The 20,378-nt window shown below is 59.8% G+C and carries 24 protein-coding genes and 1 tRNA gene; 14 read left to right on the forward strand and 11 right to left on the reverse strand.

What is annotated here, in order from left to right; genetic code table 11:
- Positions 1 to 31: 31 nt before the first annotated feature.
- The gene (locus tag GIW79_RS20260; RefSeq protein ID WP_236454078.1) at positions 32 to 391 is read right to left on the reverse strand and encodes a hypothetical protein; all 360 of its coding nucleotides are present in this window, start codon (positions 389 to 391) and stop codon (positions 32 to 34) included.
- Between the two features lie 67 nt (positions 392 to 458).
- Here GIW79_RS20260 and GIW79_RS20265 point away from each other — a divergent pair, with 67 nt between their 5' ends.
- The 7 genes from GIW79_RS20265 (at position 459) to GIW79_RS20300 (ending at position 4,145) form a co-directional block, all read left to right on the forward strand.
- On the forward strand, positions 459 to 626 hold the full coding sequence (locus GIW79_RS20265) for a hypothetical protein (RefSeq protein ID WP_155718216.1): 168 nt from the start codon (positions 459 to 461) through the stop codon (positions 624 to 626).
- A gap of 8 nt (positions 627 to 634) precedes the next feature.
- The gene (locus GIW79_RS20270; RefSeq protein ID WP_089041245.1) at positions 635 to 847 is read left to right on the forward strand and encodes a cysteine-rich CWC family protein; all 213 of its coding nucleotides are present in this window, start codon (positions 635 to 637) and stop codon (positions 845 to 847) included.
- Positions 837 to 1,529, forward strand: coding sequence for a 16S rRNA pseudouridine(516) synthase (locus tag GIW79_RS20275; RefSeq protein ID WP_236454081.1), 693 nt, complete (start codon positions 837 to 839; stop codon positions 1,527 to 1,529). The genes GIW79_RS20270 and GIW79_RS20275 overlap by 11 nt, the downstream gene beginning before the upstream one ends.
- A gap of 304 nt (positions 1,530 to 1,833) precedes the next feature.
- Positions 1,834 to 2,718, forward strand: a complete 885-nt coding sequence (locus tag GIW79_RS20280; RefSeq protein ID WP_054897622.1) for an alpha/beta fold hydrolase — start codon at positions 1,834 to 1,836, stop codon at positions 2,716 to 2,718.
- Positions 2,719 to 2,831: 113 nt separating this feature from the next.
- A tRNA-Gly gene (locus GIW79_RS20285) sits at positions 2,832 to 2,905 on the forward strand.
- A gap of 309 nt (positions 2,906 to 3,214) precedes the next feature.
- Positions 3,215 to 3,547, forward strand: a complete 333-nt coding sequence (locus GIW79_RS20295; RefSeq protein ID WP_236454085.1) for a hypothetical protein — start codon at positions 3,215 to 3,217, stop codon at positions 3,545 to 3,547.
- A gap of 97 nt (positions 3,548 to 3,644) precedes the next feature.
- Positions 3,645 to 4,145, forward strand: coding sequence for a methylated-DNA--[protein]-cysteine S-methyltransferase (locus GIW79_RS20300; RefSeq protein WP_034126552.1), 501 nt, complete (start codon positions 3,645 to 3,647; stop codon positions 4,143 to 4,145).
- A 91-nt stretch (positions 4,146 to 4,236) separates the two neighbouring features.
- Here the strand turns inward: GIW79_RS20300 and GIW79_RS20305 are convergent, their stop codons facing one another.
- The 4 genes from GIW79_RS20305 to GIW79_RS20320 form a co-directional block, all read right to left on the reverse strand.
- Positions 4,237 to 4,764: a DUF4142 domain-containing protein gene (locus GIW79_RS20305; RefSeq protein ID WP_003189402.1), complete on the reverse strand. Its 528-nt coding sequence runs from the start codon at positions 4,762 to 4,764 to the stop codon at positions 4,237 to 4,239.
- A 119-nt stretch (positions 4,765 to 4,883) separates the two neighbouring features.
- Entirely contained in the window at positions 4,884 to 5,525 is a 642-nt protein-coding gene (locus tag GIW79_RS20310; RefSeq protein ID WP_236454087.1) for a LysE family translocator, read from the reverse strand.
- Between the two features lie 46 nt (positions 5,526 to 5,571).
- Positions 5,572 to 5,988 (reverse strand): fosfomycin resistance glutathione transferase, encoded by a 417-nt coding sequence (gene fos / locus GIW79_RS20315; protein WP_236454089.1) that lies wholly within the window; start codon positions 5,986 to 5,988, stop codon positions 5,572 to 5,574.
- Positions 5,989 to 6,003: 15 nt separating this feature from the next.
- Positions 6,004 to 6,921: a LysR family transcriptional regulator gene (locus GIW79_RS20320; RefSeq protein ID WP_442968622.1), complete on the reverse strand. Its 918-nt coding sequence runs from the start codon at positions 6,919 to 6,921 to the stop codon at positions 6,004 to 6,006.
- 77 nt (positions 6,922 to 6,998) lie between these two features.
- Here GIW79_RS20320 and GIW79_RS20325 point away from each other — a divergent pair, with 77 nt between their 5' ends.
- Complete coding sequence (locus tag GIW79_RS20325; protein ID WP_034126548.1) at positions 6,999 to 7,475, forward strand: DMT family transporter; 477 nt, start codon at positions 6,999 to 7,001, stop codon at positions 7,473 to 7,475.
- Here GIW79_RS20325 and GIW79_RS20330 read toward each other — a convergent pair.
- Entirely contained in the window at positions 7,447 to 8,121 is a 675-nt protein-coding gene (locus tag GIW79_RS20330) for an NAD(P)H-binding protein (RefSeq protein WP_197900785.1), read from the reverse strand. The genes GIW79_RS20325 and GIW79_RS20330 overlap by 29 nt on opposite strands.
- Positions 8,122 to 8,207: 86 nt before the next feature.
- Complete coding sequence (gene yiaY, locus GIW79_RS20335; protein ID WP_034126546.1) at positions 8,208 to 9,356, reverse strand: L-threonine dehydrogenase; 1,149 nt, start codon at positions 9,354 to 9,356, stop codon at positions 8,208 to 8,210.
- A gap of 123 nt (positions 9,357 to 9,479) precedes the next feature.
- Between yiaY and GIW79_RS20340 the strand changes: the two genes are divergently transcribed.
- Positions 9,480 to 10,496 carry a DUF4917 family protein gene (locus GIW79_RS20340; protein ID WP_236454095.1) on the forward strand — a complete coding sequence of 339 codons (1,017 nt, stop codon included), beginning with the start codon at positions 9,480 to 9,482 and terminating at the stop codon, positions 10,494 to 10,496.
- A 122-nt stretch (positions 10,497 to 10,618) separates the two neighbouring features.
- On the opposite strand, the gene GIW79_RS20345 is transcribed toward GIW79_RS20340, so the two are convergent.
- A complete protein-coding gene (locus tag GIW79_RS20345; RefSeq protein ID WP_236454098.1) occupies positions 10,619 to 11,146 on the reverse strand; it encodes a helix-turn-helix domain-containing protein in 528 nt (175 codons plus the stop codon).
- Between the two features lie 160 nt (positions 11,147 to 11,306).
- Here GIW79_RS20345 and GIW79_RS20350 point away from each other — a divergent pair, with 160 nt between their 5' ends.
- Together GIW79_RS20350 and GIW79_RS20355 are read left to right on the forward strand one after the other, a co-directional pair.
- Positions 11,307 to 12,089, forward strand: a complete 783-nt coding sequence (locus GIW79_RS20350; RefSeq protein WP_236454101.1) for an aldolase — start codon at positions 11,307 to 11,309, stop codon at positions 12,087 to 12,089.
- Between the two features lie 30 nt (positions 12,090 to 12,119).
- Positions 12,120 to 12,998: a dihydrodipicolinate synthase family protein gene (locus tag GIW79_RS20355; protein ID WP_057975652.1), complete on the forward strand. Its 879-nt coding sequence runs from the start codon at positions 12,120 to 12,122 to the stop codon at positions 12,996 to 12,998.
- 48 nt (positions 12,999 to 13,046) lie between these two features.
- Here GIW79_RS20355 and GIW79_RS20360 read toward each other — a convergent pair whose 3' ends face one another.
- A complete protein-coding gene (locus GIW79_RS20360; RefSeq protein ID WP_054917601.1) occupies positions 13,047 to 13,379 on the reverse strand; it encodes a YegP family protein in 333 nt (110 codons plus the stop codon).
- Positions 13,380 to 13,547: 168 nt separating this feature from the next.
- Here GIW79_RS20360 and GIW79_RS20365 point away from each other — a divergent pair, with 168 nt between their 5' ends.
- The 3 genes from GIW79_RS20365 to GIW79_RS20375 all read left to right on the forward strand — a co-directional run bounded on the left by GIW79_RS20365 (position 13,548) and on the right by GIW79_RS20375 (position 17,732).
- Entirely contained in the window at positions 13,548 to 14,087 is a 540-nt protein-coding gene (locus GIW79_RS20365; protein WP_034126541.1) for an RNA polymerase sigma factor, read from the forward strand.
- Positions 14,084 to 15,052, forward strand: a complete 969-nt coding sequence (locus GIW79_RS20370; RefSeq protein ID WP_057975651.1) for a FecR family protein — start codon at positions 14,084 to 14,086, stop codon at positions 15,050 to 15,052. The genes GIW79_RS20365 and GIW79_RS20370 overlap by 4 nt, the downstream gene beginning before the upstream one ends.
- Before the next feature lie 127 nt (positions 15,053 to 15,179).
- A complete protein-coding gene (locus GIW79_RS20375; protein WP_329605973.1) occupies positions 15,180 to 17,732 on the forward strand; it encodes a TonB-dependent receptor in 2,553 nt (850 codons plus the stop codon).
- 554 nt (positions 17,733 to 18,286) lie between these two features.
- Here the strand turns inward: GIW79_RS20375 and GIW79_RS20380 are convergent.
- Together GIW79_RS20380 and GIW79_RS20385 are read right to left on the reverse strand one after the other, a co-directional pair.
- On the reverse strand, positions 18,287 to 19,504 hold the full coding sequence (locus GIW79_RS20380) for a class I SAM-dependent methyltransferase (protein ID WP_034126538.1): 1,218 nt from the start codon (positions 19,502 to 19,504) through the stop codon (positions 18,287 to 18,289).
- A gap of 220 nt (positions 19,505 to 19,724) precedes the next feature.
- Positions 19,725 to 20,342, reverse strand: a complete 618-nt coding sequence (locus GIW79_RS20385; protein WP_034126537.1) for a TPM domain-containing protein — start codon at positions 20,340 to 20,342, stop codon at positions 19,725 to 19,727.
- Positions 20,343 to 20,378 lie beyond the last annotated feature (36 nt).

The following is a 20,378-nucleotide window of genomic DNA, read 5'->3' on the forward strand; positions in this document are numbered from 1 at the left end:
CGCATGATGCGCCGCTTGTTTTTCAAGATATTTAACGGTGACCGCCGCGGCCACCTCCGTGGTCGGAACCGCGTCCACGCCCGCCATTGCCCCAGCGGTCGCCCCACCCCTGGTTTGGGTAGGGCCGGTACCCGGCGCGGGGGTAATAGCGCGGGGCCGGTTGGTAGTAGCGCGGCGCCGAATAGTAGCGAGGCTGTGGCGCATAGTAGCGAGGCGCTGGCGCGTAATAGCTGCGCCCAGAAGGGTAATAACGCGTGCCGCCGTAGTAATAGGCTGGCGCCGGCGCGGTGTAGACCTCGGAGCGATAGTAGGAAGCGCCTCCATCGTAATAGGGCACGCAGGCTGAAAGGGTCAGGCCGAGCAAAGCGATAAGCAGCAGTCGTCGATACATGGCGGCCTCCTGGACCGCGGAAGAGCTCCTCCAGCGACGCTGGCGAGCGGCATTCAGCTTTCACTGAATGACGAAACATCTGACATCAAAAACCGAATCTGGTGCGTTCGTGACACAAGTGGAAACACCTGTTTCAGACGAAGTGAAAGCCCGTCAAAACGCCATGATGATGGAATGCCGCGCAGCCGCGCTGTATCGTGCAACAACTAACGCGCCCTACCCGATTTCCTTCTGAACCGACCCATGACCACACCGACCCTTTGCCCCGCCTGTGGTGCCCGCAACGACTGCTCCCTAGCCGATCCGCGCACTGCCGATCAAGCCTGCTGGTGCTACGGCGTCATCATCGACCCGGCGGTACTTGAAGCCCTGCCGGATGAGTTGCGTAATAAAGCCTGCCTGTGCCCACGCTGCGCCCAGGTGGACGAACAGTTGCGTAACCGCAATGCGCGTTGATCGCTTCCTCAGCAACCTGCCACAGTTCAATCGCAAGCAAGTGCGCCTGTTGCTGGTGGAACGCCGGGTGACCGTTGAAGGGGTTGCGGTCAGCGATCCTCACCATGACGTACGTGAATTCAGCCAGGTCTGCGTTGACGGTGAAATCCTGCAAGCGGGCAAGCCGGCGCGCTATTTCATGCTGCATAAACCCCAGGGTTGCGTCAGCGCCACGTCGGACCCGCAACACTCCACGGTCCTTGACCTGCTGGACGAACCCGACAAAGCCGAACTGCATATCGCCGGGCGCCTGGATTTCAACACCACCGGCCTGATGCTGATCACCAACGACGGCCAATGGTCGCGGCGCCTCACGCAACCGCAGACCAAGTTGCCCAAGGTGTACCAGGTGCAAACCGAACAGGACATCGGCCCGCAGTACGCGGTGACGTTCGCGGCGGGCGTGTATTTCGCTTTCGAAGATCTCACTACCCAACCTGCCGAACTTGAACTGCTGGGTCCCAGGACAGCGCGGTTGAGCATCATCGAAGGCCGATATCACCAGGTCAAACGCATGTTCGGTCATTTTGATAACAAGGTGATCGGCCTGCACCGCGAGCGAATGGGGCCCTTAGTGCTCGATGCGTCGCTTGCGCCGGGTCAGTATCGACCACTGACTGACGAAGAGATCCTAAAAGTCTGACGACCGTTCAGCCGATGATGGCAAAAAACCAGCCGCTCGCCTTGCGACATGCGTTCCGTACTGCTTGAATCAGGGCTTCAGCCAGATAATGACTGATGAGTCGCCTATAACCTCCAAGAAACACCTTGCCTCGCCCGCGCTTGATCCATGGGTCTTCCCGGCAAACCGCCCGCCATAACAACACCCGCCGGCCAGCCGTCATCGGACCGACATGGGCCCTCATTTTCCAGGCGTATGCCTACCTGTCATAAAGCTCGTGCAGAGTGATCTGCGCGCACTACCCGCTTGCCAGGAGTCTTACGACATGAGGCCAGAAATCGCTGTGTTGGATATACAGGGTCAGTATCGGGTGTACACGGAGTTCTATCGCGCGGACGCGGCGGCAAAGACCATCGTCCTGGTCAACGGCTCAATGGCGACCACAGCGTCCTTCGCTCAAACCGTGAAAAGCCTGTACCCGCAATTCAATGTGGTGTTGTACGACCAGCCCTACGCTGGCCGTTCCAAAATCCATAACCGTCATGAGCAGATGCTTACCAAGGAAGTCGAAGGCCAGATCCTCCTTGAACTGCTCGACCACTTCGCCGCTGAACACGTATTGTCCTTCTCCTGGGGCGGGGCCGCCACGTTGGTTGCCCTCGCACAGCGCCCCCGTCGGGTAGAAAAAGCCGTGATCAGCTCATTCTCGCCGGTGATCAATGCGCCGATGCGTGACTACCTCGAACGCGGCGTCGACTACTTGGGCAACCTCGACCGCGACCGCGTCGGCCATCTGGTCAACAGCACCATCGGCAAGCACCTGCCTTCGCTGTTCAAACGCTTCAACTACCGCCATGTCAGCAACCTGGCCGCACACGAATACGGGCAGATGCACTTTCACATCAGCCACGTGCTCAACAGCGACCGGCAGTGCTACCTCAAGGCAGCCAGGCAGATCGATATTCCAGTGCTGTTCTTGAACGGCGAATGGGACGAATACACCAGTGCAGACGACGCCAAGCTGTTTGGCCAGCATGTGGCCAAGAGCAGCTTCAGCACCATTCAGGCGACGGGACACTTCCTGGACATGGAACATAAAGCCGCGTGCCGCGACAGCCGTGAGGCCGTGGTGGGCTTCTTGAAAGGGCAGCGGCCCGCAAGCCCGTTACGGTATAGCCAGGGCCAGGCGCAGCATGCATGGGCGCTTTGAAATCAGGCCCGACACTGTGGCGAGCAAGCTGTGTCGCCACACGCAACTCTCACATTTTTCAAAGAAAAACTTCAAATCCAGCTGAACATCTGGTACAAAGTCAGCCGCTCTGAGCGGGTATAGTTTAGTGGCAAAACGAAAGCTTCCCAAGCTTTAGTTGAGGGTTCGATTCCCTCTACCCGCTCCACTCAGATTTGCACTTGCGTCAGGGGGTTTCTGGCGGAGGCTGCACAAAAAACCGGTCCTTGGTGACCGGTTTTTTTATGCCTAAAATTTAGTCTCCAGCACTCATCTGCTGCTCGGCTATCTGTTGAATCGCATCGTTGAATACCTGTTGAATCATCCACAGGAAAAAGCTGCTCGGGGTTTCTGGCATTCGCAGCGCGAAAGGCATTACAGCAGGAGCGATAGGTACGCCTAAACAAAGTCTTACAGGAAGACCGGCAACACCTCACGATAATGTAGGCTCATCGGCCCAGAGCTTGGAAACATGGCAATGCTGGACACCAAAAAAGCCACACCCAAAATCATACTGTGCCAAGTAGCCGGCTGGGTGTTGGTTTTGCCGCTGCTGGTCTCGTTTGTACGGCTGCCCTTCCCCCTCGGATTATTGCTGGAGTCAGGAGTGATTGCCGCCTCAGCGTATGGCGTGAGGTTTGCCTGGCGTCACGCAACCCCAGGCGTGGCTGTGTTCGCTTTGTTTGTCACCCTGCTCAACGTCATTTCTATGGTCATGTTAGGTACAGCGTCAGTACTCAAGGCCCTTTACATTATCGCCTGGCTCTACTGGTCCCCCCATTATTCCAGCTGGGTTTACTGGAATGTCTAGTTGGACAAGAATTTGACCGCAAGAAACGTAGTTCCCAACCCCCTTGGTGGAACTACAGTGGCGTGGTCCCCATCAACGCCCTTCAAGGAAACTGCTCATGGACTACCAATACAAGCTCATGCCTTCCCCTGTCGGTGAACTCACTCTGGTGGCGCGGGATGGCAAACTCAACGCCATCCTCTGGGAAGTAGAACGTGCCAATCGCGTGCGCCTGGGTGAATTGATCGAAGCCGACGACAGCCCAGTGCTCTTGGAAACCGAGCGCCAATTGCAGGAATACTTCACCGGAAAGCGTAACCACTTCGAACTGGAACTGGACTTCACCGGCACTGACTTCCAGAAGCAAGTCTGGCAAGCACTGCTGACCATTCCCTTCGGCGAAACCCGCAGCTATAGCCAGATCGCACAGCAGATCGGCAACCCCAAAGCCGTGCGCGCCGTCGGCGCCGCGAATGGGCGCAACCCCATTTCAATCATTGCGCCATGTCACCGGGTGATCGGCGCCTCCGGCGGACTGACCGGGTTCGCGGGCGGGTTGGCAGCCAAGCAGTATTTACTCGCACTTGAAGGCACAGGCCAGACGGAACTGGCGTTATAGGCGGCATTGACCCATACCCCGTCTGAAACCCGGCATGAAAACGGCGGTGGGAGTCCCCTCCCACCGCCGTTTTTCAGATCGGGCAGCGGCCTCAACCGTCGCCTTGATGGCCCTTACCGTAGGTCGACGCCAGGGCCCGGGCTTTTTGCAAGCGCTCTTCAAGCTTGGGTAGCGTCTCATCCACCAGTGCCTTTATCTCTGGCACATCCGACGCCGCGCCTTCTTTCTGGAACAGAGCGATGGCGTCTTCGTTTTCCTTGACCTGCTGCGCGGTATAGGCAGCGTCAAACGAATCGCCGTCCTTGAGTTCAGGCATCAGGGTTTCGGCTTTATCAACGATCTTCTCCCGTGGGGCCACTGGCAAATCAAGCTTCTTGGCGATCGCCGCCAAGTGCTGGTTGGCCAGCGTGCGCTCGTTGATGACCTCAATGGTGTAGTCCTTGATTTCCTGGGACGAGGTCTTGGCGTGGGCCATGCGGCTGGTTTCGATATCGGCCATACCTTTGGCCGAAGCCTGCTCGATGAATTCTGCAGGCGACTGGGCGAAAGCATTGCTGGCGCCGAGGCCCAGCAGCATCGCGAAACTGGCGGTGCGTAACCGGATAGCCATGCGGCTCATGATGGGTTCCTCCAGGGCAAAAATAGGCGCGGGAGCATATAACCCGCCCTGAATTCGAATTTTCAGGACGGTAAAGGTTTAGAAAAAACTTACCTGGGCGACGAACGGTCTTCGTCACCTCAGGCCGGTTTGCTGCCGAACAGGCCCGGCAATGCGTGCGCCAGGGCATTGAGGGCGAAGCCGATAAACATCACGCCGCAGAGTTTGGTGATCAGGATTTCATGGCGTTGATACAGCGTGCGCACCCGTCGTGCACCCACCACGCCGATCAGGATCGCGTAGGCCAGCAAACCACCGATAAAGCTCAGCAGGATCAAGGTCGGCAGCATCGACCAAGTCAACAACTCGGCCCGGCTGGACAGCAACGCGGTGAACGTCGCCACGGCAACCGGGTAGGCCTTGGGGTTGGTCAAGCCAAACAGAATACCGTGCCAGAACGGATGGCGCGCCGCGCCCTGAGGGGCATCGCTATTGCGGCGTTGGGTGCGGATCGCACGCCAGCCGAGCCAGAATAAATACACCCCGCTGAGTACGCCGAGCACATCAAACGCACTGCTGCCGACTTCCCGCGCACCAACGATGGCAATCAGCGCCGTGCTGCACCACACCACATCGCCGAGCAAATGACCGCACAAGAATCCTGCCCCGGCACGCCGGCCACGGGCCGCACCGATGCCGAATACGGCCAGGACACCGGGGCCTGGGGTAATGCCGTAGATAAAACCCGACGCCAGCACGGCGAACAGCAAGGATGGGGTCATGGTAGACGCTCCGACAGACGCTTGAGGGTGAACGATTCTGCATGTTTCAGCGCGGTGGGTAAAACTTCATTCCAGCATAGGGCTGGGCGCGACAGGCTTGCAGCCGCGAGGCCAGATCGCCGACATGGGCCTCGAGCTTATGGCCGTCGGGATCGAGAAAATAAAACGATTCGCCTTCGCTGCGGTTGTCTCGCCATTCCTGTACACCGGCGGCGCGCAGACGTTCGACCAAGGCAGTGAAATCAGCAGCATCGACAGTGAAGGCATAGTGGGTGTAATCCATCGCCGGAGCAGCCGAGCGCAACGGGTCCAGCGACAGGCACAGCCAAAGCCCAGGCAGTGAGAGGTAGGCACCGTTATCCCAGGTTGCGTCGAGCTGCAGGCGCAGCAGGTCGTGATAGAAACTGACGCTGCGCGGCACATCGGTGACGGCCAGGGTCAGGTGGTTGAAACCGCTGAGCATCTAGGTGTTCTCGCGTTATCGTGGGTCTGCGGACAATACACCCACCACCCTGCCAATCAACCACTGCAACCCCACATCCCCACCCCGCCGCGTATGCCAGGCCAGCTCAAAGGCAAACGACGGAATATGAAACGGCGGTGGCACGGCCAGCAATTGCCGAGCGTCGATATTCATCAAACCACGGGACGAGACCGTCAAAATCAGGTCCGTGCCCTGGATCAACTGCGGCGCCACGCTCCAGTGCGGCAGGCTGATCGCCACGTGGCGGCGTTCACGAATGGCCGTCAGCGCCCGTTCGATTTCTGGCGTGCCGCTGCCGCGCATCTCCAGCAGCACATGGGGGCGTGACAGATATGTTGGCAGGTCCAGCACTCCGTTGGGCGCAAGGCTGGTGGGGTCGACCAGGCAGGTGTAATGCTCTTCGAACAGCGGCGTAGTCCGCAGTTCGGCGGGCATGTCGGGGAATACGCCCGCAGCCAGATCGAGATCGCCATTGAGCACACTCTCAACCATGCCTTCGCGGCTGGCCTGGATGATCTGCAAGTCGATACCGGGCGCTTCATGGCGTAGGACGCGAACCAGGCCGGGCAGGAATATCGCCGCGCTGTAGTCCGACATCGCCACGCGAAAGCGGCGCTTGGCCGAGGCGGGATCAAAACGATTCGGCGCCAGTAATGCCTGCACCTGGGCCAGAGCTTCGGTCAATGGCGCCGCCAATTCCAGGGCGCGGGCGGTTGGCACCAGTGTGCCGCCCTGACGCATCAGCAGCGGGTCGCCCAGCATATCGCGCAGCCGTGCCAACGCATGGCTGACCGCCGGCTGGCTCAGGTGCAGGCGCTCGGCGGCGCGGGTGACGTGTTGCTCGCTGAGCAAGGCGTCGAGGATCACCAGCAGGTTAAGGTCGACGCGGCGCAGATCATTCATCAACTGCATGTCCAGCATAAGAATTTGGAATTTAAATTTGCGCGACGAATACCCTAGAGTCCAGCAAAACCTTTGGGAGCGTCGAGATGACTGTGTTGCATTGGGTAGGTTTGTTAGCGCTGGCGGTGTTCGCCGGCGCGGTAGTGCCGTTTCAGAGTGCGATCAACGCCAATCTCGGGCGCGGGCTCGGCCATCCGTTGTGGGCCACCCTGGCGTCGTTACTGGTGAGCATCATCGTGCTGCTGCCGGTGATTGTGGCGATGCGTTTACCCCTGCCGAGCCTGGCCTTTATCAGCAAGGCACCGTTGTGGATGTGGGCCGGTGGTGCCTTTGGCGTGTGTTTTATTTCATTGGCGTTGATGCTGCTGCCCAAGCTCGGCGCATCGGGCTTCATTGCGCTGGCCATGGCCGGGCAGATTCTCGCGTCGTTGCTGCTGGACCATTTCGGCCTGTTCGGCCTGGTGGAACGTCAGTTGACAACCTCCCGGGCGTTGGGCGCGTTACTGCTGATCAGCGGCGTTGCGCTGATTCAGCTCAGCGGCGCTCAGCCGCCAGGCGATTGATCTGGGCCTGCTCCACCACGGGCTGCGGCGCGCCTTGGCTGGCCGCCTGCAACATCGCACGGCCGACGGTCTCGGTGCTCACCACCCAATCCGGTTTCAGTCGCCGCACAAACGAAAGCACCGGCCCAAGCACGCTGTAGAAGGATTGGTACAACGGCGTCTTCGAACGCACACCGTGCAACGGCTGGATGATCCCGGCGCGGAACAGATACACCGCCTTGAACGGCAAGCGCAGCAAGGCATTTTCGGTCTTGCCCTTGACCCGCGCCCACATCGACTTGCCGGCTTCGGAACTGTCCGTGCCGGCGCCGGACACATAGATAAAGGTCATCTGCGGATTGAGCCGCGCCAGGGTGCTGGCCGCCACGAGGGTCAGGTCATAGGTGAGGTGGGTATAGCGCGCCTCCTTCATGCCCGCCGACGAAACACCCAGGCAGAAGAAACATGCATCAAAACCCTGCAACAGGTTTTCCAGGGGCTGAAAATCCAGCATGTCGTTGTGCAACACCTGATGCAGCTTGTCGTGCTCTTGGGTCAAGGGCGTGCGGCCGACGGCCACCACTTCCTGCACATCGGCCGCCAGCAGGCACTCGCGCAGCACACCCTGGCCCACCATGCCGGTGGCGCCGAATAACAGAACTCTCATGAAGTGACCTCAGCGGCACGCCGCACGCTTGATGCTTGAATGCATTGAGCGTGTAGCTTACCGCGTGCTGCCAAAGGCTGCCCCTATCAAAAAGCGCTACGAAAGATCTCCTCAATCTGACGCTGGTCCGCCCGCCGTGGGTTGGTCAGCCCGCAGGCATCTTTCAACGCATTGCTGGCCAGCAACGGAATGTCCTGCAACTTAGCGCCAAGCTCACGCAAGCCCGCAGGGATTTCCACGTCCTGGGACAACCGACGAATCGCCGCGATGGCAGCCTGGGCGCCCTCCTCGGCGGTGATGCCCTTGATATCTGCACCAAGGGCCCGGCCCACGTCGCTCAGGCGTTTGGCGCAGACACTGGCATTGAAGCTTTGTACATGGGGCAATAGCACCGCGTTGCACACGCCATGGGGCAGGTCGTACAAGCCGCCCAATTGGTGGGCCATGGCATGCACGAAACCCAGGGACGCATTGTTGAAGGCCATGCCAGCGAGGAATTGCGCGTAGGCCATGTTTTCCCGTGCGGCCTTGTCAGTGCCGTCGCGCACCGCCAGGCGCAGGTTGGCGCTGATCAATTCGATGGCCTTGATCGCGCAGGCGTCGGTGATCGGTGTCGCAGCGGTGGACACGTAGGCTTCGATGGCGTGGGTCAGCGCATCCATGCCCGTGGCGGCGGTGAGGCCCTGGGGCATGCCGACCATCAGGGCCGGGTCGTTGACCGACAGCAACGGCGTGACATTGCGGTCGACGATGGCCATTTTTACGTGGCGGCTTTCGTCGGTGATGATACAAAAACGCGTCATCTCGCTGGCCGTGCCAGCGGTGGTATTGATGGCTACCAGCGGCAGTTGCGGCTTGCTCGATCGGTCCACGCCTTCATAGTCGCCGATACGCCCACCGTTGGTGGCGCACAGGGCAATGCCCTTGGCGCAGTCATGGGGCGAACCGCCGCCCAGGGACACGACGAAATCACAGGCGCTCTGTTGCAGTAACGCCAGGCCTTTTTCGACGTTTTCCACGCTGGGGTTGGGCTTGGCGCCGTCGTAGATCACCGAGTCGATATCCTGCATCGCCAGCTTCTCGGCGATCATGCCGGCCACACCGGCTTTGGCCAGGCCGACGTCGGTGACGATCAACGCCTTGCCAAAGCCGTAGTTGCGGATGGCGGTCATCGCTTCGTCGAGGCAATCGATACCCATGATGTTGACGGCGGGGATAAAGAACGTGCTGCTCATGATCAATCCTCAAAGGCTTTATGCCGACAGAATCAACCTGTACCGCCTGGCGCATCTTGATCAGGATCAATGCCGGCTCGTGATAAAGTCACCCCCCAGCCGATTTCGAGTAGACCCGCCGCAATGAAGGATTTCCAGGATATTGACGCCCACCTTGAAGACTGGAGCTCCCTGCGCGCTGCCGTCGACTTCAGCGGGATTCTGATCGGCAACGGCGCCAGCCGCACGATCTGGGAAGACTTTGCCTACGACTCGCTGTTCGAAAACGCCCGTACCGTCGAAGAAAAACCCCTGAGCGCCTCCGAGCTCAGCGTGTTCGACGCCTTGCAAACCCGCAGTTTCGAGCAAGCCCTGGGCGCCTTGAAAACCACCAGCCGGGTCAACAAGGCCCTGGCGGTCAGCTCGGCGGCGCCGCGTAACCGTTACTACGCGATCAAGGAAGCACTGATCAACACCATCCATGCCGTGCACATTCCCTGGCGCCTGGTGCAACCGTCGACGCTGGCGACGATCAACGCGGAGCTGGCCACCTACGCCACCGTCTTCACCAGTAACTACGATTTGCTCAACTACTGGGCGACCCTGCACGCACCGGGTATCGACGACCTGTTTCGCAGCGCCGACTCAAGCTTCGACCTGCGCAATACGCGCACCGACATCACCCGCATCCTGTACCTGCACGGAGGCCTGCACCTGGTGCGCAACCTCGACGGCACGGCGCGCAAATTGCCGTCCACCGACAGCACCCTGCTCAGCAGTTTTGCCATCAACAACACGATCAAGACCCTCGACGATGTGCCGCTGTTTGTCAGTGAAGGCAAGGTGCAGGAGAAACTCAAAAGTATCCGCAGTTCGGATTATCTGTCGTTCTGTTATGAACAGCTGTTGAGCCATGAAGGCGCGCTGTGCATCTTCGGCCATGACTTGGGGCCGCAGGATAAACACCTGGTGGATGCTATCGGCCAGGCCAGCATCAGCACCCTGGCGATCTCGGTGTCGGGGCGCAGTGATGGGTTTGTTCGTCAGCAGAAGCGGCGGTATCTGGAGCTGTTCGAGGGCTCTAATGTGGAACTGAGGTTCTTTACCGCGCGTACGCACCCACTGGGCAATCCGGCATTGTCCGTCCCTGTAGAACGCTGAGCAAAATGTGGGAGCTGGCTTGCCTGCGATGGCGGTGGGTCAGCGACAGATTGGGCACCGATAAACCGCTATCGCAGGCAAGCCAGCTCCCACATTGAATGCATTTCAAGTCGGGCTCAGTCTCACTCCTCAGCGCTGTGCACCACCACCAGCAACTGCGCCTGCACCTCTCCCACCGAGCGAATCCGGTGGGGTTTCTGCGCGTTGAAATGCAGCGCATCACCGCGCGCCAACAGCACGCGCTCACTCATGAAATCCACCTCAACCTGGCCTTCATGCACGAATAAAAACTCCTCCCCCAGGTGCTCCTTGAAGGTCTTGTCGGTGAACTCCGCCGGCGGGTAGATGATGAACGGCAACAAGCTGCGCTCGCTGACTTGATGGGCCAGCACCGCATAACCCGGCGAGGTGTCGGGCCGCTCATGGCTACGCACCAGGCTGTAGCTGTCGAGGCTGACGTTGTCTTCGCTGAACAGTTCTTCGACCTTCACGTTCAACGCCTTGGCGAGTTTCAACGCCGCAGCGATGGATGGCGTATTAATCCCGCGTTCGACTTTCGACAGGTAACTCTTGGTCATCCCGGATTTTTCGGCCAAGGCCTCCAGGGTCACGCCAAGTTTTTTTCTTAATATTTTCAAGCGGATAGACATGTGCTGCGGTTAATCCCTGCAGAAAGCGATGAGACAGGCTTGCCAATGACACAAAGTGTCATATAGCATCTTTAGTGTCATTTGCATTCACCCAACGACCTTGCGAGCAGCGGGCGACCAGCAAATCCGACGTCCATTGAACCACCCAAAGGACACCGATATGGCCAAGACATTAGCACTCCCAAAAGACCAACTGGTCAGGCAAGCACTGAGCCAGATGCAAAACAGCCTGGCAGATAATACGTGGACCGACCGGCAAAAGCTGGCGCTGACCTGCCGAATCCTGTTCGAGTACGGCCACGACTCCGGCTTGGCCGGGCAGATCACCGCACGTGGGCCGACGCCCGGCACCTACTACACCCAGCAACTGGGCCTGGGTTTTGACGAAATCACGGCCAGCAATCTGTTGCTGGTCAACGAAGACCTCGAAGTACTGGAAGGCCATGGCATTCCCAACCCCGCCAACCGTTTTCACACCTGGGTGTACCGCGGCCGCCCGGATGTAAACTGCATCATCCACACACACCCCACGCACATTGCCGCGCTGTCGATGCTGGAAGTGCCGTTGCAGGTGTCGCACATGGACCTTTGCCCGCTGTACGAAGATTGCGCGTTCCTGGAGGCCTGGCCCGGCGTGCCGGTGGGCAATGAAGAAGGGGAAATCATCACCGCGGCCCTGGGCGACAAGCGCGCCATTCTGCTCTCGCACCACGGCCAGTTGTCCACCGGGGCCAGCATCGAAGAAGCCTGCGTGATTGCGCAGTTGATCGAACGGGCTGCCAAGTTGCAGTTGCTGGCGATGTCTGCTGGTACCGTCAAACCGATCCTGCCGGAGCTGGGGCGCGAGGCCCACGACTGGATCTCCAAACCCAAACGCCACGGCGCCGCGTTCAACTATTACGCCCGGCAAAACCTGCGCAAGCACGCCGATTGCCTGAACTGATTGCCCCCCTTTTCGACCGGAGTTTCCCCCATGTCCAACCCAACCATTCACGGCATCATCGGCTACACCATCACGCCCTTCAGCGCCGACGGCCAGCGCGTTGACCTCGACGCCCTCGGGCGCTCCATCGACCGCTTGATCAACAGCGGCGTCCACGCCATTGCGCCCTTGGGCAGCACGGGCGAAGGCGCTTACCTGAGCGATGCCGAGTGGGATGAAGTCAGCGCCTACAGCATCAAGAAAGTCGCCAAGCGCGTGCCGACCATTGTCAGCGTGTCCGACCTGACCACCGCCAAGGCCGTGCGCCGCGCCCGCTACGCCGAAGAGCACGGCGCCGATGTGGTCATGGTGCTGCCGGCCTCGTACTGGAAACTCAGTGACGCGGAAATCCTCGCTCACTACGCCGCCATCGGCGACAGCATCGGCGTGCCGATCATGCTCTACAACAACCCGGCCACCAGCGGCACCGACATGTCGGTGGAGCTGATCCTGCGTATCCTCAAGCAGGTCGAGAACGTGACCATGGTCAAGGAGAGCACTGGCGACATCCAGCGCATGCACCAGTTGAAACTGCAGAGTGACGTGCCGTTCTACAACGGTTGCAACCCGCTGGCGCTGGAAGCCTTCGCGGCTGGCGCCAAAGGCTGGTGCACCGCGGCGCCGAACCTGATCCCGCAACTGAACCTGAGCTTGTATCAGGCCGTACTGGCCGATGATTTGAGCAAGGCGCGGGAGCTGTTCTACCGACAGTTGCCCTTGCTGCAATTCATCCTCAAAGGCGGGCTGCCGGCGACGATCAAGGCCGGGTTGCGCTTGACCGGGTTGGAGGTGGGTAATCCGCGCTTGCCGGTGTTCCCGTTGGGTGAGGCAGGGATCGGACAGCTCAAAGCGTTGCTGTCATCGGTATAAAAAACGCCCGGCTCTCACGAGCCGGGCGCAGGTCTTCTTGCACAACCGTCAGGTCTTGTCCTTGATAGTGACACTGGGACCATTGGTCTTGACGCTGGCAATGCCATTGTCTCGTGCGGCTGTAGAGGTGTACTGCTCACTGCTGCCGATCACTTGATGATTGGCCGCCTTGAGGTTGAAGAACGGTTGGCCGTTGCTGGCCACTTTTTTCTCATAACGTTCATCATGTGGGCTGTTTGCCTGCACTGAAGCAATGCCGGCTTCAGTAGCACCGCGGGTGGTGTAAAGCTCGCTGGTCAATATGGTTTCTGCGTTCGCCGCCTTAAGCACGAAACGAAACTGCCCGTTACTGCTTTTACTCAACTCATACCATCCAGCCATGACTTTCTCCTTTGAGTGGGATATCGCTCCCAAACTTGTAGGATTAAAGGCCATGCCCCAATTTTTTCCAGCCAAACACGGGAGACCTATTTAGCTGGAGATAAATGACAATAATTCTCGATATCATTCGCGACTTTTCCACGTCGTACTTCGTCAAGAAGGGTATCCATGTCTCGTCCCCAGCCCGACCCGTCGGCGGCCGATGCCTGTCGCGGGTTTTATGCAGACATTCTGTATTTCCTGCGTAAACGCACGGACAACGCCAGCGACGCGGCGGACATGGCCCAGGATGTATTTACCCAATGGCTGGGCTACCGCGACCGTGCCAAGGTCGAGCAGCCACGAGCGTTTCTGTTCCAGATGGCGCGCAACCTGCTGCGCGATCACTGGCGCAAACAGAAGGTACGGCAAACCGTCCACCCTGATCACGCCGAAATGGATGCCGAGCCGGTCACCGACGAGCACAACGACCCCATGGCCGCCGCCCTTCGCCTGCAACGCCTGGAACAGTTGAAAGAAGTCCTTGCCGAACTCTCGCCGCGCCGACGAGAAGCCCTTATGCTGCACCGCTTCGAAGGCTTGAGCCAGGCGCAGATAGCAACGCGCATGGGCATCTCCACCAGCATGGTGGAAAAGCACATCGCCTTTGCCCTGCTGCACTGCAAGCGCCGCCTTCAACCCGCCCCCGGCACGGAGCAGCCAGAATGAACCGCCCGAGCGACACAGACGCGCTGGACAGCCAAGCGAGCGATTGCATCGACGCCCAAGCCGCCAGTTGGTTTGCACGCAACCGCAACGAAGCAAGCCGCGCCGACCGTAAAGCCTTTGCCGACTGGCAGGCGGTGCCCGCGCATGCGCGCGCCTATGCCGAATTCGAACAGCTGTGGGCCGACCTCGCCCAGTTGCAACAATTGAACAAACCGTTGGCACTGCCCAAGCGCAAGCCCAGCCTTTGGCGCCCTGCCCTGGCGATGGCGGCTGCTCTGCTCTGCGCCGTGCTGGCGACCTCTATCGGCGCACCGCGCGAGCTGTATCACAACCAGGTTGCCACCCATGCCAAGGGCATGCGCACTTTGAATCTGCCAGATGGCAGTACCTTGTATGTGAATGCCAACACCCATATCCGCGTGGACTTCAGCGCCCATCAACGGGTGCTGCATCTGGACAAAGGCCAGCTGTACATCGAAGTGGCCGCCGACAAGGAACGCCCCCTCTACGTGCAGGCCGGCGAGTCGAGCGTACGGGTGGTGGGCACGGCTTTCGATGTGCGCCGTGGGCAGCAGCAATTGGTGGTCAGCGTTGCCCATGGCCAGGTCGCTTTCGCGCCAAATGGCGAAAGCCCCGTCACCCTGCTCGGCGCCCAGCAACGGGCCTCATACAACTACGCCAAAGGCACCGTGCAATCGCAAAGCCTCAGCGCCGAAGAGATCGCCGATTGGCGCAGCGGGCATTTGTCGTTTCGCAATCGAGAGCTGGCCAGCCTGATCGACGAACTGAGCCTCTACCGTCCACAGGCGCCGTTGCAGGTCAGCAAGGCCGTCGCGCAGCTCAAGGTGTCGGGCAACCTTGATGTGAGCGACCCGGACGCCCTGCTCAACGCCTTGCCCGCGCTGTTGCCAGTGAAAACCGTGCTCTCGGCGGATGGCATCATGAGAATCGAGCCGAGCAAATAAACGGCAGAAACCACACATGAGAATATTTTGCATTCGCATGTGTGGTTTTTTTTGCCTGCCCCGTCTTCCTCCTGTCTGTGTTTGATACGCACACCTTTTTGGCTATTTAGCCGCTCCGGGGGATTTCATGTTTCGCGCGCCTTGCCACGCTTCGCACCTGTTTATTCGACCGACACTCATGGCTACGTGCCTGGCCTTGAGCCTCAGCGCCGAAGCCGAGTCGTTCAAGCTGCACCTGCCGGCCCAGTCGCTGGCCACGTCCCTGAGCCTGGTGGCCCAGCAAGCGAAAATCCAGCTGCTGTTCGATGAAACCCTGCTCAAGAACGTGCAGGCCCCAGCGCTTGACGGTGACTACACCCCGGAAGTGGCCATCCGTTCCCTGCTCAAAAACGGTGAGCTCAACCTGATCAAGGTCGGCAGTACCTATGTGGTGCGCCCCGACGAGGGCAAAACCACCACCGGTGGTGCAATCCAGTTGGACACCCTGAGCGTGATCGGTACCGGCAATGAGGTAAACGCCAGCACCGTCAACCGCTCCACCCTGACCCAGGCCGACATCGACCGTTACCAGTCCAATAACATTCCCAGCCTGTTGCAGACCTTGCCCGGTGTCAGCCAGGGCGGCTCGCTGAAGCCCGGCGGCCAGACCATCAACATCCGTGGTTTCGGCGATGCCGAAGACGTGCCGCTGACCGTTGACGGTGCCACCAAGACAGGCTTTGAGCGTTACCAGCAAGGCACGGTGTTTATCGAGCCCGAGCTGATCAAGCGCATTGAAGTGGAAAAAGGCCCCAACTCGCCGTTCACCGGTAATGGCGGCTTCGGCGGCACGGTCAACATGGTCACCAAGGACGCCCCGGACCTGCTCAAGGACGGCCGCAACAGCGGTGCGATGCTCAAATATGGCTACTCCAGCAACGACCATGAACAGGTCTACAGCAGTGCCGTCTATGGCCGTACCGACGACGGCCGTTTCGATGCGCTGGCCTACCTGACCCAACGCGACGGCGGCGATATGAAGGTGGCCGCCAAATTGCCCAACGACAACAATGAGTACCCGATCAACCCCCAGCGCCTGCCCAACAGCGCCCAGGATGTGGACGGCAAGCTGTTCAAGGTCAACGCGCATTTTACCGATGAGCACAGTGTCGGGCTGTCATACTCGCGCTCCCACAGCAACCGCTGGACCCCGTTTTCCGCCGCCAGTTACCCCACGCCACCGACCCAGTTCAACATCGACCGCTACGGCTACGAAGGCGCGTTGAAGCGCTTCCTCGCCCACCGTGACACGGTCGACACCACCTGGTCGGGCAAGTATGAATACCAGCCGCTGGACAACCCGCTGGTGGACTTGACCATCAAGTACTCCCAGTCCAACACCGAGCAGACCGATGAGCGTGACGCCACGGCGTTTTTCCAGTTGGCCACCGGCGGGCGCAAGATGGACACCGCCTACACCGACAAGCTCCTGGATATCCGTAACGTCAGCCTGTTTGACACCGGCCCCTTGCAGCATGCCGTGACGGTCGGCGGGCAAATCCGCAAGCACACCCGCGAAACCGAGATGTGGATGCCCGGCGCCACCTACAACACGCCGCGCTACAACTACGGGCACTTCCAGCCGGGCTTCATGCCCCACGGCAAAGTCGATACCAACAGCTTCTTTATCCAGGACGCGGTGACGTTGGGCGACGTGACGATCACGCCGTCGCTGCGCTACGACCATGTGCGCAACCGCGGCGAAGGCAACGATGCGCCCTACTACAACAACCCGGCAGTGGGTCACGACTACAGCGACCGCACCTACACTGGCTGGTCGCCACGCCTGGCGCTATTCTGGACCGTGACGCCGAGTGTGGGGCTGTTCGCCAACTGGAGCCAGACCTGGCGCGCCCCGGTGATCGACGAACAATACGAAGTGCAGGGCGTGGGCAGTCGCACCGCCACCAGCGTCGACCTGGACCCGGAGCGCATCACCTCGATCACCCTGGGCAACATCACCAGCTTCGATAACCTGCTCGCCCAGGACGACAACTTGCAACTGCGCACCACCCTGTTTCACAACAAAGTCGAAGACGAGATCTTCAAGGCCACCGGCGTGGGTTGCCAGAACCAGGCTGTCAATGGCGGCAGCATCGCTTCAGCTTGCCCGCCTGGGCCGATGTCCAACTACCGCAATATCGGCAGCCTGACCATCAAGGGCGTTGAGCTCGAATCGATCTACAACTCCACCTACCTGTTTGGCTCGGTGTCGTTCGCCTATGCCAAGGGCCAGCACCAAGGCGCCTACACCAATCCCTGGGGCCCGGACGTGGCCGCGCGGGATATTCCGCCGACCAAATGGGTGCTGGTACTGGGCACTCACATCCCGGCCTGGGATGCCCAGGTGGGCTGGATGGGCCAATTCATCGGCGCCACCGACCGCCTGCCCAGCGACAAATACTCGGGCGGCCCGGGCTCCAGCATCGGCGATGTGTTCTACGACCAGTACGGCAACAAGCGCTACAACACCCAGGGCCTGTTCGCCAAATGGGCGCCGCAGCAGGCATATCTCAAAGGCACCGAGGTGAACTTCACGGTGGACAACCTGTTCAACAAAAACTTCCGCCCGGCCTTGAGCGGCGACCGTGCCTATACCAAGGGGCGTGATGCGAAGATCAGCGTGACGCGGTTCTTCTAAGCACACACGCATTCCAAATGTGGGAGCTGGCTTGCCTGCGATAGCCATAGGTATCTACACAACTGTGCAGTTCGCCGCAGCCACCGGTAACCACGATGCGAAGCGAGCCGCTCTTGATCTTGATCTGCTTGTGATCTTGATCTCAGGCGCCCCGTTAAACCACGCTGGCCGGAATTCGCCAGGGATTTGGGGGGTAAACCGGCAGGGATGCCGGTTTAGCCGCCCCGCGCCATGGATGGCGCGTGGCGGCGGCCCCCCAAATCACTGGCGGATTACGGGCACACCGAGCCTAGGCGAGGTGCCGAGTGGTGGGGCAAGAGCGTTTTGCTTACTTTGCCGCTTTTGCAAAGTGAGCCGCCGTCAGGGCGGAACCCTAAGTGGCCGTTACCTAAATAACGGATATGTACTCAGTCTGATCCCACATCCCGGTCGGCTGTCAGGCCGTCTTCGCAGGCAAGCCAGCTCCCACAATTTGATCGCGGGGCGTCAGGTAGATATGCGCTGGCCGCCAGGGCCGTCACGGGAGCAAGCTCCCACAGGGAACCGCGCCCATTTCAGGCCAGGTAGCCATCCCCGCGCAACAGGGTTTCCAGGCAGTGCTCGGTGATGTGATAAAACGCCTTGAGCTCCTGGATTTTTGCCAATAGCTGCGCGTTGTCCACAGGCTCGGCACGTTTGACCGCCAGGATCATCTTGTTCTTGTTGGTGTGTTCCAGCGAGATGAACTCGAACACCTTGGTCTCATAGCCACAGGCTTCAAGGAACAATGCGCGCAGGCTGTCGGTGACCATTTCCGCCTGCTGGCCCAGGTGCAGGCCGTATTGCAGCATCGGCTTGAGCAACGCCGGGCTCTGGATCTGCAGGCGGATCTGTTTGTGGCAGCACGGCGAGCACATGATGATCGACGCACCGGAACGGATGCCGGTGTGGATCGCGTAGTCGGTGGCGATGTCGCAGGCATGCAAGGCAATCATCACGTCCAGCTCACTGGGCGCCACGCTGCGTACATCGCCGCATTTGAACACCAGCCCCGGATGCTCCAGGCGCGCAGCGGCGCTGTTGCAGAGGGTGACCATGTCTTCACGCAACTCGACACCGGTGACCTCGCCCTCGGCCTTGAGGGTATTGCGCAGGTAATCGTGAATAGCGAAGGTCAGGTAACCCTTGCCCGAGCCGAAATCGGCGACACGCACCGGGCGGTCGAGTTGCAACGGCGACGACGTCAGCGCATGGCTGAACACTTCGATGAACTTGTTGATCTGCTTCCACTTGCGCGACATCGAGGGGATCAGCGCCTGCTTGGCGTCGGTCACGCCCAGGTCGGAGAGGAACGGCCGGCTCAGGTCGAGGAAGCGATTTTTTTCACGGTTATGCTCGGCTGAAGGCGCTTCGCGCAGTTGCTGCGGTTTGCTTTTGAACAGCGAACTTTTGTTCTTCTTGCTGTATTCCAACTGGGCTTCGTCGGTCAGCGCCAGCAAGTGCGCGTTCTTGAACGAGCTGGGCAACAGCTCGGCGATCGCCGCCACGCCGTCGGCCAAGGGGAAGTTCTTGGTGATGTCGCGGGTCTTGTAGCGATAGACGAACGACAGGCAAGGCTGCTCCTTGACCACCACCGGCTTGATGATCAGCCGCTGCAACTCGGCTTCCTCACCGACGTACTTGGCCAGCACCAGCTTGATAAAAGCGTTCTGGGCCAAGCTTGCGCTCAACAGTTCGATGAACTGGGCATGATGATCCGGCGCAGGGCGGGCAGGTTGAGCGGTGACGGACATGAACAAAAACGCCTCGGGTAAAGAATGCCGGGCATTTTAGGCGGGATGGGGGTTCAGGGCACGGGGTTATTTGATCAACGGTCAATCAACCCGAATAAGGATGCTGCCTTGTGTAGGAGCGAGCTTGCTCGCGAAAAACGTCAACGATAACGCGGGTGTCCTGAATGAACGCGGCGTCGATGAGTTTTTCGCGAGCAAGCTCGCTCCTACAAAAAAGCAGTTATTCGAGTACAACCAGGCGATTGGGCAGTTCGTTGCGGGTTTGGGTAACGGGCACATGCACCTTGAGCAACTCGCCACAGGCTTCAACGCAGGCGATGAACCCGGCCAGCGTCTGCCCCTGTTTAACTTGCTGGGTAAACGCCTGGACAATAGCGTCCCAATTGCTGTCATCCAGGCGCTTGGAAATCCCGTCATCCACCAGGATCTCCACATAACGCTCGGCCTCGCTGACAAAAATCAGCACCCCGGTGCTGCCCACCGTGTGGTGCAGGTTCTGCTCCAGAAACTGCCGCCGCGCCAGGTTGGACGCACGCCAGTGGCGTACCGAACGCGGGATCAGCCGAGTAGTGACCTTGGGCAAGCGGAACACCAGGCACAGCACAATGAACGTCGCCCACTGCGCCACCAGCAAGGTGTACATGGTCAGGTAGCCCGACAGGTAATGCACCACACCCGGCACCACCAACGCGATCAAGCTCGCCCACAGCAACGGAATGTAGGCGTAGTCGTCGGCGCGCGCCGCCAGCACGGTGACCAACTCCGCGTCGGTGGTTTTCTCGACCCGGGCGATCGCTTCGGCGACTTGGCGCTGCTCGTGTTCAGTCAGTAATGCCATGGTTGTAGATGCTCTATTCTCGTTATTGTCATTACC

The organism is Pseudomonas sp. PA-7-1E (genome assembly GCF_021605325.1).
GTDB classification, from domain to species: domain Bacteria; phylum Pseudomonadota; class Gammaproteobacteria; order Pseudomonadales; family Pseudomonadaceae; genus Aquipseudomonas; species Aquipseudomonas fluorescens_BV.

Excerpts from the sequence above, each read along its gene's own strand:
- GIW79_RS20260 (WP_236454078.1), bottom strand. The coding sequence starts at position 391 with ATGTATCGACGACTGCTGCTTATCGCTTTGCTCGGCCTGACCCTTTCA.
- GIW79_RS20265 (WP_155718216.1), top strand. The coding sequence starts at position 459 with ATGACGAAACATCTGACATCAAAAACCGAATCTGGTGCGTTCGTGACA.
- GIW79_RS20270 (WP_089041245.1), top strand. The coding sequence starts at position 635 with ATGACCACACCGACCCTTTGCCCCGCCTGTGGTGCCCGCAACGACTGC.
- GIW79_RS20275 (WP_236454081.1), top strand. The coding sequence starts at position 837 with ATGCGCGTTGATCGCTTCCTCAGCAACCTGCCACAGTTCAATCGCAAG.
- GIW79_RS20280 (WP_054897622.1), top strand. The coding sequence starts at position 1,834 with ATGAGGCCAGAAATCGCTGTGTTGGATATACAGGGTCAGTATCGGGTG.
- GIW79_RS20295 (WP_236454085.1), top strand. The coding sequence starts at position 3,215 with ATGCTGGACACCAAAAAAGCCACACCCAAAATCATACTGTGCCAAGTA.
- GIW79_RS20300 (WP_034126552.1), top strand. The coding sequence starts at position 3,645 with ATGGACTACCAATACAAGCTCATGCCTTCCCCTGTCGGTGAACTCACT.
- GIW79_RS20305 (WP_003189402.1), bottom strand. The coding sequence starts at position 4,764 with ATGAGCCGCATGGCTATCCGGTTACGCACCGCCAGTTTCGCGATGCTG.
- GIW79_RS20310 (WP_236454087.1), bottom strand. The coding sequence starts at position 5,525 with ATGACCCCATCCTTGCTGTTCGCCGTGCTGGCGTCGGGTTTTATCTAC.
- fos (WP_236454089.1), bottom strand. The coding sequence starts at position 5,988 with ATGCTCAGCGGTTTCAACCACCTGACCCTGGCCGTCACCGATGTGCCG.
- GIW79_RS20320 (WP_442968622.1), bottom strand. The coding sequence starts at position 6,921 with ATGCAGTTGATGAATGATCTGCGCCGCGTCGACCTTAACCTGCTGGTG.
- GIW79_RS20325 (WP_034126548.1), top strand. The coding sequence starts at position 6,999 with ATGACTGTGTTGCATTGGGTAGGTTTGTTAGCGCTGGCGGTGTTCGCC.
- GIW79_RS20330 (WP_197900785.1), bottom strand. The coding sequence starts at position 8,121 with ATGAGAGTTCTGTTATTCGGCGCCACCGGCATGGTGGGCCAGGGTGTG.
- yiaY (WP_034126546.1), bottom strand. The coding sequence starts at position 9,356 with ATGAGCAGCACGTTCTTTATCCCCGCCGTCAACATCATGGGTATCGAT.
- GIW79_RS20340 (WP_236454095.1), top strand. The coding sequence starts at position 9,480 with ATGAAGGATTTCCAGGATATTGACGCCCACCTTGAAGACTGGAGCTCC.
- GIW79_RS20345 (WP_236454098.1), bottom strand. The coding sequence starts at position 11,146 with ATGTCTATCCGCTTGAAAATATTAAGAAAAAAACTTGGCGTGACCCTG.
- GIW79_RS20350 (WP_236454101.1), top strand. The coding sequence starts at position 11,307 with ATGGCCAAGACATTAGCACTCCCAAAAGACCAACTGGTCAGGCAAGCA.
- GIW79_RS20355 (WP_057975652.1), top strand. The coding sequence starts at position 12,120 with ATGTCCAACCCAACCATTCACGGCATCATCGGCTACACCATCACGCCC.
- GIW79_RS20360 (WP_054917601.1), bottom strand. The coding sequence starts at position 13,379 with ATGGCTGGATGGTATGAGTTGAGTAAAAGCAGTAACGGGCAGTTTCGT.
- GIW79_RS20365 (WP_034126541.1), top strand. The coding sequence starts at position 13,548 with ATGTCTCGTCCCCAGCCCGACCCGTCGGCGGCCGATGCCTGTCGCGGG.
- GIW79_RS20370 (WP_057975651.1), top strand. The coding sequence starts at position 14,084 with ATGAACCGCCCGAGCGACACAGACGCGCTGGACAGCCAAGCGAGCGAT.
- GIW79_RS20375 (WP_329605973.1), top strand. The coding sequence starts at position 15,180 with ATGTTTCGCGCGCCTTGCCACGCTTCGCACCTGTTTATTCGACCGACA.
- GIW79_RS20380 (WP_034126538.1), bottom strand. The coding sequence starts at position 19,504 with ATGTCCGTCACCGCTCAACCTGCCCGCCCTGCGCCGGATCATCATGCC.
- GIW79_RS20385 (WP_034126537.1), bottom strand. The coding sequence starts at position 20,342 with ATGGCATTACTGACTGAACACGAGCAGCGCCAAGTCGCCGAAGCGATC.